This window comes from Rubellimicrobium sp. CFH 75288, assembly GCF_009904055.1.
In the GTDB taxonomy this organism is placed as follows: Bacteria; Pseudomonadota; Alphaproteobacteria; order Rhodobacterales; family Rhodobacteraceae; genus Rubellimicrobium.
The window spans coordinates 86,782-102,712 of record NZ_WYDP01000001.1 but is presented as its reverse complement, the minus strand read 5'-3'; the positions used below and the strand labels follow the sequence as shown (position 1 = coordinate 102,712).

The 15,931-nt window shown below is 72.4% G+C and carries 12 protein-coding genes; 9 read left to right on the top strand and 3 right to left on the bottom strand.

The window, feature by feature from the left end; all coding sequences use genetic code 11:
- Positions 1 to 29 precede the first annotated feature (29 nt).
- From guaB to GT358_RS00490, 3 genes are all read left to right on the top strand, one after another.
- Positions 30 to 1,478, top strand: coding sequence for an IMP dehydrogenase (gene guaB / locus GT358_RS00500; protein WP_166580616.1), 1,449 nt, complete (start codon positions 30 to 32; stop codon positions 1,476 to 1,478).
- A gap of 12 nt (positions 1,479 to 1,490) precedes the next feature.
- Positions 1,491 to 2,660: an RsmB/NOP family class I SAM-dependent RNA methyltransferase gene (locus tag GT358_RS00495; RefSeq protein WP_166580615.1), complete on the top strand. Its 1,170-nt coding sequence runs from the start codon at positions 1,491 to 1,493 to the stop codon at positions 2,658 to 2,660.
- A 209-nt stretch (positions 2,661 to 2,869) separates the two neighbouring features.
- The gene (locus GT358_RS00490) at positions 2,870 to 5,257 is read left to right on the top strand and encodes an ATP-binding protein (RefSeq protein WP_371416202.1); all 2,388 of its coding nucleotides are present in this window, start codon (positions 2,870 to 2,872) and stop codon (positions 5,255 to 5,257) included.
- Here the strand turns inward: GT358_RS00490 and GT358_RS00485 are convergent.
- Positions 5,160 to 6,140 (bottom strand): glucokinase, encoded by a 981-nt coding sequence (locus GT358_RS00485; RefSeq protein WP_166581046.1) that lies wholly within the window; start codon positions 6,138 to 6,140, stop codon positions 5,160 to 5,162. The genes GT358_RS00490 and GT358_RS00485 overlap by 98 nt on opposite strands.
- Before the next feature lie 157 nt (positions 6,141 to 6,297).
- Between GT358_RS00485 and GT358_RS00480 the strand changes: the two genes are divergently transcribed.
- Positions 6,298 to 7,953 (top strand): alpha-amylase family glycosyl hydrolase, encoded by a 1,656-nt coding sequence (locus tag GT358_RS00480; protein WP_166581045.1) that lies wholly within the window; start codon positions 6,298 to 6,300, stop codon positions 7,951 to 7,953.
- A 7-nt stretch (positions 7,954 to 7,960) separates the two neighbouring features.
- Here the strand turns inward: GT358_RS00480 and GT358_RS00475 are convergent, their stop codons facing one another.
- Complete coding sequence (locus tag GT358_RS00475; RefSeq protein WP_166580614.1) at positions 7,961 to 9,073, bottom strand: Ppx/GppA phosphatase family protein; 1,113 nt, start codon at positions 9,071 to 9,073, stop codon at positions 7,961 to 7,963.
- 172 nt (positions 9,074 to 9,245) lie between these two features.
- Between GT358_RS00475 and GT358_RS00470 the strand changes: the two genes are divergently transcribed.
- The 5 genes from GT358_RS00470 to GT358_RS00450 all read left to right on the top strand — a co-directional run bounded on the left by GT358_RS00470 (position 9,246) and on the right by GT358_RS00450 (position 13,209).
- Positions 9,246 to 9,542 (top strand): virulence factor, encoded by a 297-nt coding sequence (locus GT358_RS00470; protein WP_166580613.1) that lies wholly within the window; start codon positions 9,246 to 9,248, stop codon positions 9,540 to 9,542.
- A 41-nt stretch (positions 9,543 to 9,583) separates the two neighbouring features.
- Positions 9,584 to 10,507 (top strand): methylenetetrahydrofolate reductase, encoded by a 924-nt coding sequence (locus GT358_RS00465; protein ID WP_166580612.1) that lies wholly within the window; start codon positions 9,584 to 9,586, stop codon positions 10,505 to 10,507.
- Positions 10,508 to 10,513: 6 nt separating this feature from the next.
- A complete protein-coding gene (locus tag GT358_RS00460) occupies positions 10,514 to 11,563 on the top strand; it encodes a methyltetrahydrofolate cobalamin methyltransferase (RefSeq protein WP_166580611.1) in 1,050 nt (349 codons plus the stop codon).
- 227 nt (positions 11,564 to 11,790) lie between these two features.
- Positions 11,791 to 12,522 carry an RlmE family RNA methyltransferase gene (locus tag GT358_RS00455; protein WP_166580610.1) on the top strand — a complete coding sequence of 244 codons (732 nt, stop codon included), beginning with the start codon at positions 11,791 to 11,793 and terminating at the stop codon, positions 12,520 to 12,522.
- A 51-nt stretch (positions 12,523 to 12,573) separates the two neighbouring features.
- Positions 12,574 to 13,209: a DUF805 domain-containing protein gene (locus GT358_RS00450; protein ID WP_166580609.1), complete on the top strand. Its 636-nt coding sequence runs from the start codon at positions 12,574 to 12,576 to the stop codon at positions 13,207 to 13,209.
- Positions 13,210 to 13,228: 19 nt separating this feature from the next.
- On the opposite strand, the gene GT358_RS00445 is transcribed toward GT358_RS00450, so the two are convergent.
- Positions 13,229 to 15,907 carry an HAD-IC family P-type ATPase gene (locus GT358_RS00445; protein ID WP_166580608.1) on the bottom strand — a complete coding sequence of 893 codons (2,679 nt, stop codon included), beginning with the start codon at positions 15,905 to 15,907 and terminating at the stop codon, positions 13,229 to 13,231.
- Between the last annotated feature and the right edge of the window lie 24 nt (positions 15,908 to 15,931).

The window sequence follows — 15,931 nt, the reverse complement described above, 5'->3', positions numbered from 1 at the left end:
TGACGCGCCATCACGCGCAGGAGGCACCCATGGAGATTCGCGAGGCCCTGACCTTCGACGACGTGCTGCTGGTCCCCGCCGCCTCCTCCGTCCTGCCCTCGACCGCCGACACGCGGACGCGGGCGACGCGCGGGATCGCCATGAACATCCCGCTCCTGTCGGCCGCGATGGATACGGTGACGGAGGCGCGCATGGCCATCGCCATGGCCCAGGCGGGCGGCATCGGCGTCATCCACCGCAACCTCGACCCCGAGGCGCAGGCCGCCGAGGTGCGTGCCGTCAAGCGCTTCGTCTCGGGCGTGGTGGACGCGCCCATCACGTTGCGCCCCGACCAGACGCTGGCCGACGCGCGCGCCCTGATGGAGCGCTTCTCCGTCACCGGATTTCCCGTGGTGGACGAAGGCGGGCGCGTCGTCGGCATCCTGACCAACCGCGACATGCGCTTTGCCTCGGACGAGCGGACGCCGGTCCGGGTGATGATGACCGCCGACAACCTCGCCATGCTCCAGGAGCCTGCGGATCTCGACGAGGCGCGCTCGCTGATGAAGGCGCGCCGCATCGAGAAGCTCCTCATCACCGATGCGCAGGGGCGGCTCACGGGCCTTCTGACGCTCAAGGACAGCGAACAGGCGGTGCTGAACCCGATCGCCTGCAAGGACGCGCTGGGCCGCCTGCGCGTCGCCGCGGCCACCACCGTGGGCGATGCCGGCCACGAGCGGTCCGAGGCCCTGATCGAGGCAGGGGTGGACATCGTCGTGGTGGACACCGCCCACGGCCATTCCGAAGGCGTGGCCCGGGCCGTGAGCCGCCTCAAGGCGCTCTCCAACGAGGTGCAGGTGATCGCCGGCAACGTGGCGACGGCCGAGGGGACGCGGGCGCTGATCGACGCGGGCGCCGACGGGGTCAAGGTCGGGATCGGCCCCGGCTCCATCTGCACCACGCGGATGGTCGCGGGGGTGGGCGTGCCGCAGCTCACCGCGATCATGGACGCGGCCGCGGTGGCGGGCGACGTGCCGGTGATCGCGGATGGCGGCATCAAGATGTCGGGCGATTTCGCCAAGGCCATCGCGGCGGGCGCCTCCTGCGCGATGGTGGGCTCCATGATCGCCGGCACGGACGAGAGCCCCGGCGAGGTGATCCTCTATGGCGGGCGGTCCTTCAAGTCCTATCGCGGCATGGGCTCGCTCGGGGCGATGGCGCGCGGCTCGGCCGACCGCTACTTCCAGAAGGACGCCGCTTCCGACAAGCTGGTGCCCGAGGGGATCGAGGGGCAGGTGCCCTACAAGGGGTCGGCCGCGGCGGTGATCCACCAGCTCGTGGGCGGGCTGCGCGCCGCCATGGGCTACACGGGCTGCGCCACCATCGAGGCCATGCGCCGCGACTGCCGCTTTGTCCGCATCACCTCGGCCGGGCTGCGCGAAAGCCACGTCCACGACGTGACGATCACGCGCGAGAGCCCGAACTACCGGCTGGGCTGAGCCGCGGCGTCCGTGACCCCGGCCGCCCGAGTTGCCGCCGCCGCGGGCCTGCTCGACCGCATCCTGGCAGGCGAGCCGGCCGAGCAGGTGCTGACCGGCTGGGGCCGGCGGTCGCGCTTTGCCGGCTCCGGCGATCGGGCCGCGGTGCGCGATCTTGTCTTTGATGCGCTCCGCCGCCGGCGCTCGGCCGCCTGGGCCGGAGGCGGCGAGACGGGCCGCGCCCTCCTGCTCGGACTGGCCCGGCTGGACGGCACGGACCCGGCGACGATCTTCACGGGCGGCCGTCATGCGCTGGCGCCGCTCTCGGCCGACGAGGGCGGGCGGGCGCTGGCCGAGGCGCCACGGGCCGTGCGCCTCGACCTGCCGGACTGGCTCCTGCCGCTGTGGGACGCGGCGCTCGGCCCCGACGCCGACCGCGCGGCCGAGGTCCAGCGCCACCGCGCCCCCGTGACGCTCCGCGTCGATCTTTCCCGGCTGACGCGCGAGGAGGCCGCCCGTCGGCTGGCGGCCGAGGGCGTGGACACGATCCCCGATCCCCGCGTGCCGACCGCGCTGCGGGCCCTCGGCCGCGCCCCCCGGATCACCGCCACCGCCCCCTATCGTGACGGTCTTGTGGAACTTCAGGATGCCTCCTCGCAGGAGGCGGTGCTGCGGCTTCCCCTGCGGGACGGAGACCGCGTCCTCGACCTCTGCGCGGGCGGCGGCGGCAAGACGCTTGCCATGGGTGCGCGGGCGCGGCTCGAACTCGTGGCGCACGACATCGACCCGCGCCGCATGGCCGACCTCCCCGCTCGGGCGGAGCGGGCGGGACTCGCCGTGCGGCGCGTGCGCGACCCGGCCTCGGGAGCGCCCTTCGACCTCGTGCTCGTGGATGCGCCCTGCACGGGCAGCGGCACTTGGCGGCGCAACCCCGACGCCCGCTGGCGTCTCACCCGCGCCGATCTCGACCGGCTCACCGCCGTGCAGGATTCGCTGCTCGGTCAGGCCGCGCGGCTTGTCCGGCCCGGCGGGGCGCTGGCCTTCGCCACCTGCTCCGTTCTCGAGGAGGAGGGGGACGCGCGCATCCGGCCGCTCCTTGCAGGCGGGTGCTGGACGCTCGCGGACCGGTTCCGCGTCGTGCCCGACGCGGATCGCGACGGCTTCTATCAGGCCGTCCTGCGGCACCGGGGACACGCGAGCTGACGGTTTTCGGCCGGCGACGCCGTCGGGTCCGTTTCCATTTACCGTTTGTTAGGACTTGTCTGCTCAACTGGTGCGGAGATCACAGGACCCGTGCCGTGCCCCAGACGCAGCCCGCCACGCCCCCAGACGGCCCCCTGCCGCATCCCGTCCGTTCCCGGCCGGGCGGAGAGGCCGAGCTGCGACCCCCGGCGCCGCCCCCTTCGCCGGGCATCTCCCTTCCGCCGCGCCCGGCTCTGGCGATCCCCCTGCCGCTCTCCGTGCTGGTCGCGGGCTGCCTCGCCCTGGCGGCCGCGCCGATCGCCGCGGCGTCCTGGCTGCGCCTTGGTCTGACCCTGCTGGGGGTCACCCTGTTCGCCACCGCGGCCCTGCTTGCGCTGGCGGAGGGGCAGCGCCGCCGCCGCTGCCGGAATGTCGCGCGCTCCCTGTCGCTTCTGGCCGAGCACGACGCCATCCCGACCCTGCTGGCCGATCGCCTGGGCGAGGTGCACTGGCGCAACCCCGCCGCTCGGGCCGCGGGGACCGGCGGGCGGACGGCGACGGCCTTTCTCGAGACGATGATCGCCGCACCGGGCGCGCTCGTCGCCCGGCTGCAGGACCGGGCCGAGCAGACCGGCTGGGCCGCCGAGGACCTGATCACCCGCCGCGGCCATCTGCGCGTCTCCGTCCGAACGGCGCACGAGGATCTGTTCGTCTGGCGGTTCGAGGATCTCGGCGCCCGCCCCGACCAGCGGCGCGCGACCGACGCGCTCACCCTGCCCATGATCGTCGCCGGTCCGGCAGGGACGATCCTCTACATGAACGAGGCGGCGCGGAGCCTGATCGGCGGCCGCCCCCGCCATGTCGATGCCGTCCTCGGCGCCGCGCCGCTCGTCTCCGGGCGCAACCACACGCTTCGTACCGCCGAGGGTCCGGTGGACTGCCTCCTGGCGGTGGTCAACGGTCCCGGCGGTCGGCGCGAGATCTATCTTCTGCCCGCTTCGGCCTCGCTGCCGCCGTCCGCCGCACAATGGGCGGTGATCGAGACCCTGCCGATCCCCCTGCTCAAGGTCTCCCGCACGGGCGAGGTTCTGGCCGCCAACCGGTCCGCCCGCGCGCTGATCCCCGTTCCCGTGCCTCAGGGCACCCGGCTGTCCGACCTGCTGGAGGGGCTGGGACGGCCCGTGGCCGAATGGGTGGCCGACGTGGCCGAGGGGCGTGCCGCCGCCGGTCCCCAGTTCCTCCGGGGCCGGGGGGAGCATCAGGACTGGTTCCTGCGGGTCACCCTCACCCTGGCGGGACCGGCCGAGGACCTTCATCTTCTCGCCATCCTGGACGACGTGACCGAGCTCAAGGCGCTCGAGGCGCAGTTCGTGCAGAGCCAGAAGATGCAGGCCCTGGGCCAGCTCGCCGGGGGGGTGGCGCACGACTTCAACAACCTGCTGACGGCCATCTCCGGCCATTGCGACCTGCTGCTCCTGCGGCACGACGAGCGGACGCCGGACTATGCCGACCTCATCCAGATCAGGCAGAACGCCAACCGTGCCGCGAGCCTTGTCGATCAGCTCCTCTCCTTCTCGCGCAAGCAGAACCTGCTGCCGGAAACCTTCGACCTGCGCGACACCCTGTCGGATCTGACCCATCTGCTGAACCGGCTGACGGGCGAGCGCATCCGTCTGACGCTGGACCACGATCCGGACCTCCACGCCGTCCGGGCCGACCGCCGGCAGCTCGAGCAGGTCATCATGAACCTGGTCGTCAATGCGCGCGACGCGATGCCGGACGGCGGCGAGATCCGCATCGAGACGGGCAATGTCCTTCTGCCGCAGCCGGTCACGCGGGACCGCGCGGTGATCCCGGCAGGGCGCTGGGTGACCGTGCAGGTGCACGATCAGGGGATCGGCATCCCGCCCGAGCGCCTGCCCAAGATCTTCGAACCCTTCTACACGACCAAGCGGCCGGGGGAGGGGACGGGCCTCGGGCTCTCCATGGCCTACGGGATCATCAAGCAGACGGGCGGCTTCATCTTCGCCACGAGCGAGCCCGGCCGCGGATCGACCTTCACGATCTGGCTGCCCGCGCATGATTGGCCCGACCCTGCGCCGCCGGTGCCCGGGCCCGCGGAGGGAGCTGTGCCCCGGCGGCAGGGAAGCGTGCTCCTGGTGGAGGACGAGGCTCCTGTCCGCGCCTTCGCGTCCCGCGCGCTGCGGCTGCGCGGCCACCGCGTGATCGAGGCCGACAGCGCCGAGGCGGCGCTCGCCATCCTGGAGGACCCCGAAGTGGCTGTGGACCTGTTCGTCACCGACGTGGTGATGCCCGGCCGCGACGGTCCCTCCTGGGTCCGCGAAGCCATCACGCGCCGTCCCGGCACCCGGGTCGTGTTCGTGTCGGGCTATGCCGAGGACGACTTCGCCGAGCACAAGGCCATGGTGCCTCACTCCGTCTTCCTGGCCAAGCCGTTCTCGCTGCAGGATCTGACGGATGTGGTGCGCGACCAGCTGGCGCTGATCGGCGCCGAGGCGGTCACGCCCGATGACGCGCCCGCTCCGCCAGATGGGCGGCGCAGCCGGTCAGCGCAGCCCAGTCGTCCTCCACCACATCGACCGGGAACTGCTCCATGAACGCCGAGAATCGTCCCTTGTCCCTGAAGGCCGCGGCAAAGCCCAGCGCCTCCAGATAGGGGCCGAAGGCCCGCGCCAGACCGCCGACAAGCCAGATCCCTCCGCGCGGCAGCGTGGCGAGGGCGAGGTCCCCGCACACGGTGCCGAGGATCCGGACAAAGACCTCCCCCGCCTGCCGGGCGCGCCCGTCCCGACCGGCGGCGAGCGCGGACATGATCTCGGTCGAGTCGCGCTCGGCCGGCCGGCCCTCCTCCTCGGCAAGCCAGGCGTCCACATGTTCGATCCCCCGGCCCGACAGAACCTCCTCCACCGAGGCGAAGCCGTGCGTGCGGGCGACGAAGCGGGCGAGGCGCAGGTCGCGCTCGTCGCGCACGGGCAGCGTGGCATGGCCCGCCTCCGCAGGGGGGACGATGCGTCGGCCGCCGACCTCGTAGACGGGTGCGATGTTGAAGCCCGTTCCGAGATTGACGACCAGCTGCGCCGCCCCCCGTCCCGCCCGTGGGCCTGCGATGATGCTCCGGGTCAGGCCGGGCTCCGTGTGGCCCAGCGCATAGCCCTGGGCCTGAAGATCGTTGAGGATGGCCACGACATCCGTCCCCGCGCAGCGCGCCAGCGTCTCCTCGTCGATGACCCAGTCGAGGTTGGTGAGCGCCGCCCGACCGTCCCGGACCGGCCCCGCCACCGCGATGCAGGCCGCCTCCGGCGCCGGTTCGCCACACTCCTCGAGAAAACGCCGCACCACCGCCGCGAGATCCGGGTGATCGGCATTCGGATAGCGGCGGGCGGTCGTCTTGTCGACCTGCGTGCCCCGCGCCAGGGCGATCCGCGTGTTCGTGCCTCCGATATCCGCCACAAGGGTCAGCGGCCGCTCCGGGTCCTTCATCGGCGTCCCCACCTGTCCTGTCGCCGCCTCATAGGCCCGCGCGGCACGGGGCGGCAAGCGGCCCGGGGGCGCGGCCGCCGACTGGACGGAGGCGCGCGGCTCTGCCATGACGCGCTCCGCCAAGCTCGAGGAGGATGGCCTCATGGCAGAGGGCGCGATGTCCGACGTGCTGCTGCGACCCGGCGTCACCGCGCTGCCGCGCGATCCGGACTGGTGGCGGGGCGCCGTGATCTACCAGATCTACCCCCGCAGCTTCCAGGACACGGATGCCAACGGGATCGGCGATCTGGCCGGCATCGCGGAGCGGCTGCCCCACGTCGCGCGGCTCGGGGCCGACGCCGTGTGGATCTGTCCGTTCTTTCACAGCCCGATGAAGGATTTCGGCTACGACGTCTCCAACTACTGCGACGTCGATCCCATGTTCGGCACGCTGGCCGACTTCGATCGCGTCGTCGCCGTGGCGCACGGGCTCGGCCTGCGGGTGATGATCGACCTGGTGCTGTCGCACACGTCCGACCAGCACCCGTGGTTTCAGGAAAGCCGTCGGTCGCGCGACAATCCCAAGGCGGACTGGTATGTGTGGGCCGACCCCAAGCCCGACGGAACTCCGCCCAACAACTGGTTGTCGGTCTTCGGAGGATCGGCCTGGGCCTGGCATCCGGGTCGCGAGCAATACTACCTGCACAACTTCCTGGCCTCGCAACCCGATCTCAACCTCCACTGCCCCGAGGTTCAGGAGGCGCTGCTCGACGTCGTGCGCTTCTGGCTGCAACGGGGCGTGGACGGGTTCCGCCTCGACACGATCAACTTCTATTTCGCGGACAAGTACCTGCGGGACAACCCGTCGCTGCCGAAGGAATTGCGCAACGATTCCATCGCCCCGAGCGTCAACCCCTACAACCACCAGTTGCACCTGTTCTCCAAGAACCAGCCGGAGAACCTCGATTTCCTCCGGCGCCTGCGGGCCGAGATGGAGCCCTACGGTGCCGCCGCCGTGGGCGAGGTTGGGGATGCCCAGCGGGGCCTCGAGATCATGGCGGAATACACGTCCGGGGGGGACAAGGTGCAGATGTGCTACCCCTTCGAGCTGCTCCAGCCCGCACGGGCCACGGCCCGGCTTCTCTGCTCCACCTTCGAGCGGCTGGGCCGCGCGGCCCCCGATGCCTGGCCCTGCTGGAGCTATTCCAACCACGACACGGTCCGCCATCCCACGCGCTGGCGCCTGTCGCCCGCCGCGGTCAAGGCCTATGCGACCCTCCTGATGTGCCTGCGCGGATCGGTCTGCCTCTATCAGGGCGAGGAACTGGGCCTGCCGGAAGCCGACTTGGCCTACGAGGATCTCCAGGACCCCTACGGGATCGCCTTCTGGCCCGAGTTCAAGGGCCGCGACGGGGCGCGCACGCCGATGGTATGGGAAGCGGGCTCGCTCAACGGGGGCTTCTCGGTCGCGCGGCCCTGGCTGCCCGTTCCGCAGGCGCATCTGCCCCTGGCCGTGGACGCGCAGGAGAACGACGAGGAGTCGGTCCTCAACCATTACCGCAAGGCGATCGCCTGGCGGCGGCGCCATCCAGCGCTGCGTATCGGCGTCCAATCTCCCATGATCTCGGCCGGCGACCTGGTCGAGTTCGTCCGCATCGGTGGCGGAGAGCAGGTCTTCGTGGCCGCCAATCTGGGCGAGGGTCGGGCGCCCCTGGTCCTGCCGGACGGCGACTGGCAGGAAACGGGAGAGGGGCTCGGGATCCCGGTTGCACCCGGCATGAGAGAGGCGACGCTGGGTCCGTGGGAATTGTGCCTGATGGTGCGGCCGGCCTGAGACGGCATCAGGGCGCATCTTCGAGCACTCCGTCCGCGCTCATCTGCGCATAGAGCAGACCCTCGCGCAGGCCGCGATCGGCCACCGAGAGCCGGTCGGTCGGCCACAGCCGCATCAGCGCCTGGAGGATGGCCACCCCGGACATGATCAGTTCGTGCCGGTCGCGCCCGATCCGGGGATCGGTGCGCCGCCCCTCGGGGCCGAGGGCGAGGTATTCGCGCACCACGGCGTCGATCTGGTCCGAAGTCATCCGCAGCCCGTCCACCTTGGACCGGTCGTAGCGCCTGAGACCCAGATGCGAGGCGGCGACCGTCGTGACGGTGCCGGACGTGCCGATGATCTGGAATCCCTCGCGTGACTGCTCGGTGGCGGAGGGGGCGAAGGCGGACAGGTTCTCCTCGAAATACCAGGACATGAGCGCGAAGCGCGCGCCGTCATCCTCCACGTCGATGAACTGGTCGCGCAAGGTGGCCACCCCGAGGGGAACGCTGATCCAATCCACCACGCGGGCGACGGGAAAGGGTCCGGGCGCCTGCCGGAAGCCGGCGTGGAGGCGCATGATCGCCCGTCCGCGATCGCGAGGGGGCACCGAGGTCAGGTCGATCCACACCAGCTCGGTCGAGCCGCCGCCGATATCCACCACCAGAAGCTGCTCGGTCCGGGTGGAGACGAGCGGCGCGCAGGAGATGACGGCGAGGCGCGCCTCCTCCTCGGGCTGGATGATCTCGAGCGCGAGGCCGGTCTCGCGGCGGACCTGGTCGATGAACTGGGCTCCGTTGCGGGCACGCCGACAGGCCTCGGTGGCCACGAGCCGCATCCGGCCCACATTGTGCCGCTGGAGCTTCTGCCGGCAGACGCGGATGGCGCCGATCGTCCGCGTCATGGCCGCGCGCGAGAGCCGGCCCGTCGCCTCCAGCCCCTGGCCGAGCTGGACCGACTTGGAGAAGCTGTCCACGACGTGGAAGCCCGCACCCTTGGGCTGGGCGATCAGCATCCGGCACGAGTTGGTGCCGAGGTCCAGCGCCGCATAGAGCGTCGCCGGGTCGGGCTTTTGCTGCGGCGCGGGCGGCTCGACCGCAACCGGGAACGCGCCCGCGCCATGGGGACGCCTGGGCGCCATCCTTGCGCCCTCCGATCTCGAAGTTGACGACGATCTTGGATCAGGGACCGGCGGCACGCAAGAGGGAGAGGCCGGTCGCTCCGACGGCAAGACATGTCGGAAAGCGGCTTCGCCAAGGTCGCGAACAGGCGTAGAAGGCCCGTCAGACCGCCCTCGACGGAGCCCCCGCCCGATGCCCGAAGTCACCATCGTCCTGTGGCGCGACATTCCCGCGCAGGTGATCGTCGGGCAGGGGCGGCGGGCGCACAAGGTCCAGCTGTCCGAGCGCTTCGAACAGGCGATCGACCGGGCCGCCATGCGCGCAGGCGCCCGCGACACCGACGCGTACCTGGCCGAATGGCGCAAGGCCGAGCCGTATGTCGTCGAGGGCGACCCGGCCGAGATCGCTGCCGCCGAGGCCGCGCGGCTCGAGGCCGAATACGACGCCGAGCGGCTGCGCGCGCTCGTCGGCAACGACGGCCGGGCGTGATCGCCCGACCCTCCCTGACCGCCCGCTCCCTGGAGGCCCTCATGTCGCTTCTGCCCTTCCTGCGCCGCAAGTCCGAAGCCCCCGCCGGCAGCGCCGAGGCGGTGGCGCGGCTCCTGTCCGGTTTCTCCATCGAGGTGATGCCGCGCACGGCCGAGAAGGTGGAGGATTTCCGCGCCATCCTGCCCCCCGGCACCCGGATCTACATCGCCCATATCGACGGCACCCCGTTCGAGGACATGCTGGCCACGGCCCGGCGCATCGCCGGGGAGGGGTTCCCGGTCATGCCGCATTTCCCCGCCCGGTCCATTCCCGACCGCGCCACCCTGGCCGAATGGGTCGCGCGCTATCGCGGCGAGGCGGGGGTGACGCAGGGGCTGATCCTGGCCGGGGGGCGGGCCGAGCCCGCGGGCGCGTTCGACTCCTCGATGGCGCTCCTGGAGACGGGGCTGTTCGAGGGCTTCACCGACCTGCACGTGGCCGGCCATCCCGAGGGCAACCGCGACATCGACCCCGACGGATCGGACCGCGGCGTGACGGAGGCGCTGCGCTGGAAGGCGGCCTTCGCCGAGCGGACGGATGCGCGCGTCGCGATCACCACCCAGTTCGCCTTCGAGGCCGATCCGGTGATCGCTTGGGCCGAGCGGCTGCGGGCCGAGGGGATCGGGCTGCCCGTCCATCTGGGCATCGCGGGCCCCGCCAAGCTCCAGACGCTGATCAAGTACGCCGTCGCCTGCGGGGTGGGCCCGTCGCTGCGGGTGCTCCAGAAGCGGGCCATGGACGTGACGAAGCTGGTCCTGCCCTACGAGCCCGACGAGCTTGTGGCGGCGCTCGCTGCGCACAAGGCCGCGCATCCCGACTTTGCCGTGGAGCGCATCCACATCTTCCCCCTCGGCGGCATCAAGGCCGCGGCGGACTGGGCGCGGGCGCGCCTGGACCGCACCCTCGCCCCCGCGATCAACGGATAGGACATCATGACCCGCACCATCGTCGAATCGCAGACCCGAACCGTGGTGATCGGCTTTGACGAGCCGTTCTGCGTGATCGGCGAGCGGATCAACCCCACCGGGCGCAAGAAGCTGGCGGCGGAGCTGGAGGCGGGGGACTTCTCCACCGTGGAGGCGGACGCCCTGGCGCAGGTCGCCTGCGGGGCCACGGTCCTCGATGTCAATGCGGGGGTCGTCTACAACTCGAACCCCAACCCGAACGAGACCGAGCCGCCGCTGATGACGCGGATGATCGAGCTGGTCCAGTCGCTGGTGGACGTGCCGCTCTGCATCGATTCCTCGGTCCCGGCGGCGCTGGAGGCGGGGCTCAGGGTCTGCAAGGGGCGGCCCCTGCTCAACTCGGTCACAGGCGAGGAGGAGCGGCTCGAGTTCGTGCTGCCGCTGGTCAAGAAGTACAACGTCCCGGTCGTCGCCATCTCGAACGACGATACGGGGATCAGCGAGGACCCGGACGTGCGGTTCGCGGTCGCCCGAAAGATCGTCGAGCGCGCGGCCGATCACGGCATCCCCGCCCATGATATCGTGGTGGACCCGCTGGTGATGCCCGTGGGCGCCATGGCCACTGCGGGGCGGCAGGTGTTCACGCTGGTGCGGCGGCTGCGCGAGGAGCTGGGCGTCAACACGACCTGCGGCGCCTCGAACATCTCGTTCGGGCTGCCCAACCGGCACGGGATCAACAACGCCTTCCTGCCCATGGCCATCGCGGCGGGCATGACGAGCGCGATCATGAACCCCGTCGCGCTGCCCGTGACGCAGAAGGCCATCGCCGAGAAGCGCGCCGAGGTGGAGGCGGCAGGCGTGGTCCTGCCCCCCGACATGGACGACGAGACGTTCGTCCGCCTGTTCGGGATGGGCAGCACGCGGCCGCGGCCGGGGCGCGAGATGGAGGCGATCCGGGCCGCGAACTTCCTGATGAACAACGACCCCTCGGGCGCGGAATGGATCCGCTTCAACCGCCCGGCGCAGGCCGAGGGCGAGGGGCGGCAGCGGCGCGCGGGCGGGCGGCGGCGCGCCTGACGGGGTGACGGTGTGGGGATCGGGCATGGGGCGGGCATCCGTGAGGGCGGTTGCGCCTACCCTCGCGCGGCAAGGTTAACGAAGGGTTAGCCCACCGCGCGCAGCGGGGCCGTTTCGCGCAACGCCTTGACAGGATGAAGGGCGACGGGCGGGCCGATTCGGCGCGCGGGCTTCCCTTTGGCGGCCCCTCGCGCCATATCGGCGGCCAGCCCCGAGGAGCCCCGATCATGGCCAAGAGTCCCAAGCCCCCCGGCCGCGGCGCGCGCGACCTCGCCGTGCGGGTGCGGACGGCCAAGGGGCGCAAGCTGTCCTCGACCCGCTGGCTGGAGCGGCAGCTCAACGACCCCTATGTGCGGCGCGCGAAGGCGGAAGGCTACCGGTCGCGCGCGGCCTTCAAGCTGATCGAGCTGGACGACCGCTTCCGCTTCCTGCGGCCCGGCGCGCGGGTGGTGGACCTGGGCAGCGCGCCCGGCGGCTGGGCGCAGGTGGCGGTGGCGCGGACCAACGCGCTGGGCGAGCGCGCGGGCAGGCCGCGCGGTCGGGTGATCGGGCTCGACCTGCAGGAGGTGGAGCCGGTGCCGGGGGCGGAGATCCGCGTCATGGATTTCCTCGCCGAGGGGGCGGACGAGGCGGTGAAGGCCTGGCTGGGGGGCGAGGCCGACGTGGTGATGTCGGACATGGCGGCCGCCGCCTCGGGGCACCGGGGCACGGACCATCTGCGCATCGTCGCGCTGTGCGAGGCGGCGGCGGAGCTGGCCTTCGACGTGCTGGCCCCGGAGGGGGCGTTCGTGGCCAAGGTCCTGCAGGGAGGCGCGGAGGCGGGGCTGCAGGCGCGGCTGAAGCGCGCCTTCCGTGCCGTGCACAACGTCAAGCCCCCCGCCTCGCGCAGCGACAGCGCGGAGAAGTTCGTGGTGGCGCTGGGCTTCCGCGGGCGCGGCGGGGACGACGCGGCCCATTGATCCCGCTGCGGCGCCGCGCCAGTGTCGCGGCGACGGCTCTCGGAGGACGCCATGGGCGAGCAGTGGTGGTATGCGATCGACAACCGGCGCGAGGGCCCCGTTCCCTTCGAGCGGCTGCGCGCTCTGGCCCGCGAGGGGCGCCTGAAGGGCGACAGCCTCGTCTGGCGCGACGGCCTGGCCGACTGGGAGCCCGCGCTGCGGCACGTGCCGGAGCTGGACGGGCCAGACCTGGACGATGCCGACCCCGCCGTTCCCCCGCCGCTCGGGCGGACCGGATCGGGCGACGGAGCCATGCCGGCCTGGGCCGCGCGGAGCCGGCGCGACTATCGCGAGACCGTGGGCATGGCCGAGGCGCTGCGCCGCTTCTTCCGCAACTACGCGACCTTCTCGGGCCGGTCGAACCGGGGCGAGTTCTGGTGGGCGGTGCTGGGTCTGCTGCTGATCGGGCTGGCCATCGCGATCGTCGAGACGGCGATCCTCGGCGCGCGGGAGGGGACAGGGCCCCTGTCGGGCCTGTGGACGCTCGCCACGCTGATCCCGCAGCTTGCGCTCGGGGCGCGTCGGCTGCACGACACGGGGCGGTCGGGCTGGTGGCAGCTTCTGGCCTTTGTCCCGATCGTGGGGATCGTCGTCCTGATCGTGTGGTGGGCCCAGCGGGGCGAGGACGGCCCCAACGCCCACGGCTGAGACGCCGCGCCCGGACGCATCAGGCCGGACGGGCGCGCCGCCGGCCCAGCCACGCGAGGCGCAGGGCCTTTTCCGTCTCGAGCAGTCCGAGAAACACGGCCCCTGTCGCCACGATCATCAGCCCGTCGCGCAGCGGCAGGGCGGCCGTGCCGAACAGCGCCTGGAGCGGCGGCAGGTAGGTGACGGCGAACTGGGCCGCGGTCACGGCGAGCACCGTGATCCAGACTGCGGGCGTCGCGCGGACACCGTCCCAGGTCAGCGACGTGCCGTGGAGGTAGCGGACGTAGAACAGGCTGAAGATGCCGAGCACGACGAGCGTGTTGAGCGCAATCGTGCGCGCCACGGGCAGGGGATCGCCGCGCGCGACCGAGAAGGCGAACAGCTCGGACACCGCGAGCACGAACAGGCCGGAGACGAGGACGACATACCACAGCACCTCGCCCGACAGGAGGGGCGCATCGGGGGCGCGGGGCGGGCGCTGCATGGTGCGCGGCTCGGTCGGCTCGAACACGAGGGCGAGGCCCAGCGTCACGCTGGTGACGAAGTTGACCCACAGGATCTGGAGCGGCGTCACGGGCAGGGCGAGGCCGAGGATCAGGGCGACGATCAGGGTCAGCGCCTGGCCGGCATTGGTGGGCAGCGTCCAGGCGATCACCTTGCGGATGTTGTCGAACACGGTGCGCCCCTCGCGCACGGCAGCGGCGATGGTGGCGAAATTGTCGTCGGCGAGCACGAGGTCGGACGCTTCCTTGGCGGCCTCCGAGCCCTTGCGGCCCATCGCGATGCCCACATCGGCGCGGCGCAGGGCAGGCGCGTCGTTGACGCCGTCCCCGGTCATGGCGACGCGCTCTCCGCGCGCCTGGAGCGCTTCGACGAGGCGCAGCTTGTCCTCGGGGCTGGTGCGGGCGAACACGTCGCAGGTGGCAACCGCCTCGGCCAGGGCGGCATCGTCGAGCCCGGCAAGGTCGGCGCCCGTGAGCACGCGGTCCGTCCGCGCCAGACCGATCTCCCCGGCGATGGCGGCGGCGGTGGCGGCATGGTCGCCGGTGATCATCTTTACCGCGATGCCGGCGCGGCGGCATTCGGCCACGGCGGCCACGGCCTCGGGCCGGGGCGGGTCCACGAGGCCGACGAGGCCGAGCAGGACGAGCCGGCCCTCGAGCGCCCCGGGCGAAAGCGGGCCGTCCGGGGCCTCGGCTTCGGCCAGGGCGAGGACGCGGCGGCCTCGCGCGGCGACGGCCTCGGCCGCGCGGTGCCAGGCGGCGGCATCCAGCGGCCGGTCGCCCTCGGCGGTCCGTTCGGCCCCAGCCATCTCCAGGAGCCGTTCGGGCGCGCCCTTGACCATGAGGCGGGAGCGGCCGTCGCGGACATGCAGGGTCGCCATGAAGCGCAGGTCCGAATCGAACGGGATCGCGTCCGTCCGCTGCCAGCCCTGCGCCGCGTCGGGATCGACCTTGCCCGCGAAGGCGAGAAGCGCGCCTTCCATCGGGTCGCCCTCGACGCGCCAGGTTCCGCCCTCGTGATGGAGCGCCGCGTCGTTGCAGAGCGCGGCGGCAAGGGCGAGGTCTCCGAGGGCGGTGCGGCTCCCGGGCGGGATGTGGCCTTCGGGGGCATAGCCCTCGCCGCCGATGGAAACGGGTCCCTCGGTCGTCACGGCATCGGTGACGACCATCTCGTTGCGGGTGAGGGTGCCGGTCTTGTCGGTGCAGATGACGGTGACGGCCCCGACCGCCTCGATGGCCGGCAGGCGGCGGACGATGGCGTGGCGCCGGGCCATGGTCTGCACGCCGATGGCGAGGCCGATCGTGATGACGGCCGGAAGCCCCTCCGGGATCGCCGCCACGGCCACGGCCACGGCCGTCATGAACAGCTCGCCCGGCGTGCCGCGCCCGAAGGCCAGACCGAAGGCGAAGAGCGCGGCGGCCGCCCCGACGATGAGCACGCTCAGCCACCGCGCGAACCCGTCGATCTGGCGCAGGAGCGGGGTGGTCAGCGGCTCGGTGCCCGCCAGCAGGGTGCCGATGCGCCCGATCTCGGTCGCCGCGCCGGTCGCCACCACCACCCCGCGCCCGGCGCCGCGCGTGACCATCGTGCCCGACCACAGCATCGAATGCCGGTCGCCGATCGGCACGTCCGGCGCGGCGGCGTCCGCCGACTTGGCCACGGGCACCGATTCGCCGGTCAGCATGGCCTCGTCGGCGGCGAGCGCGCGCGCCTCGATCAGGCGGATGTCGGCGGGCACGCGGTCGCCCGCCTCGATCAGGACGATGTCGCCGGGCACCAGCGCCTCGCCGGGGATTGTCCGGCGGCGGCCGTCACGCAGGACCTGGGCCTTGGGAGCGAGAAGGTTGCGGATCGCGGCCATGGCCTGCTCGGCCCGCCCTTCCTGGATGAAGCCGATGGCGGCGTTGACGATCACGACGGCGAGGATCACGGCCGTGTCGATCCACTCGCCCAGCAGCGCGGTCACGGCGGCCGCGACGAGCAGGACGTAGATGAGCACGTTGTGGAAATGGCCGAGGAAGCGGCGCAGCGGCCCCTTGCGCGGCGGCTCCGGCAGGCGGTTGGGGCCGTGGCGGCGGAGCCGCTCGGCGGCGTCCTCGCCGCTCAGGCCGGCCGGCGCGCTGTCCAGTTCGGCGAGGATCTCCTCGGCGGGGCGGGCATGCGGCCGGTCGGGCGGCGGGGCTGCGGTCGGCACGGGGGGGCCTCCTCTCGCAATCCG

Excerpts from the sequence above, each read along its gene's own strand:
- guaB (WP_166580616.1), top strand. The coding sequence starts at position 30 with ATGGAGATTCGCGAGGCCCTGACCTTCGACGACGTGCTGCTGGTCCCC.
- GT358_RS00485 (WP_166581046.1), bottom strand. The coding sequence starts at position 6,140 with ATGAAGGACCCGGAGCGGCCGCTGACCCTTGTGGCGGATATCGGAGGC.
- GT358_RS00480 (WP_166581045.1), top strand. The coding sequence starts at position 6,298 with ATGTCCGACGTGCTGCTGCGACCCGGCGTCACCGCGCTGCCGCGCGAT.
- GT358_RS00475 (WP_166580614.1), bottom strand. The coding sequence starts at position 9,073 with ATGGCGCCCAGGCGTCCCCATGGCGCGGGCGCGTTCCCGGTTGCGGTC.
- GT358_RS00470 (WP_166580613.1), top strand. The coding sequence starts at position 9,246 with ATGCCCGAAGTCACCATCGTCCTGTGGCGCGACATTCCCGCGCAGGTG.
- GT358_RS00465 (WP_166580612.1), top strand. The coding sequence starts at position 9,584 with ATGTCGCTTCTGCCCTTCCTGCGCCGCAAGTCCGAAGCCCCCGCCGGC.
- GT358_RS00460 (WP_166580611.1), top strand. The coding sequence starts at position 10,514 with ATGACCCGCACCATCGTCGAATCGCAGACCCGAACCGTGGTGATCGGC.
- GT358_RS00455 (WP_166580610.1), top strand. The coding sequence starts at position 11,791 with ATGGCCAAGAGTCCCAAGCCCCCCGGCCGCGGCGCGCGCGACCTCGCC.
- GT358_RS00450 (WP_166580609.1), top strand. The coding sequence starts at position 12,574 with ATGGGCGAGCAGTGGTGGTATGCGATCGACAACCGGCGCGAGGGCCCC.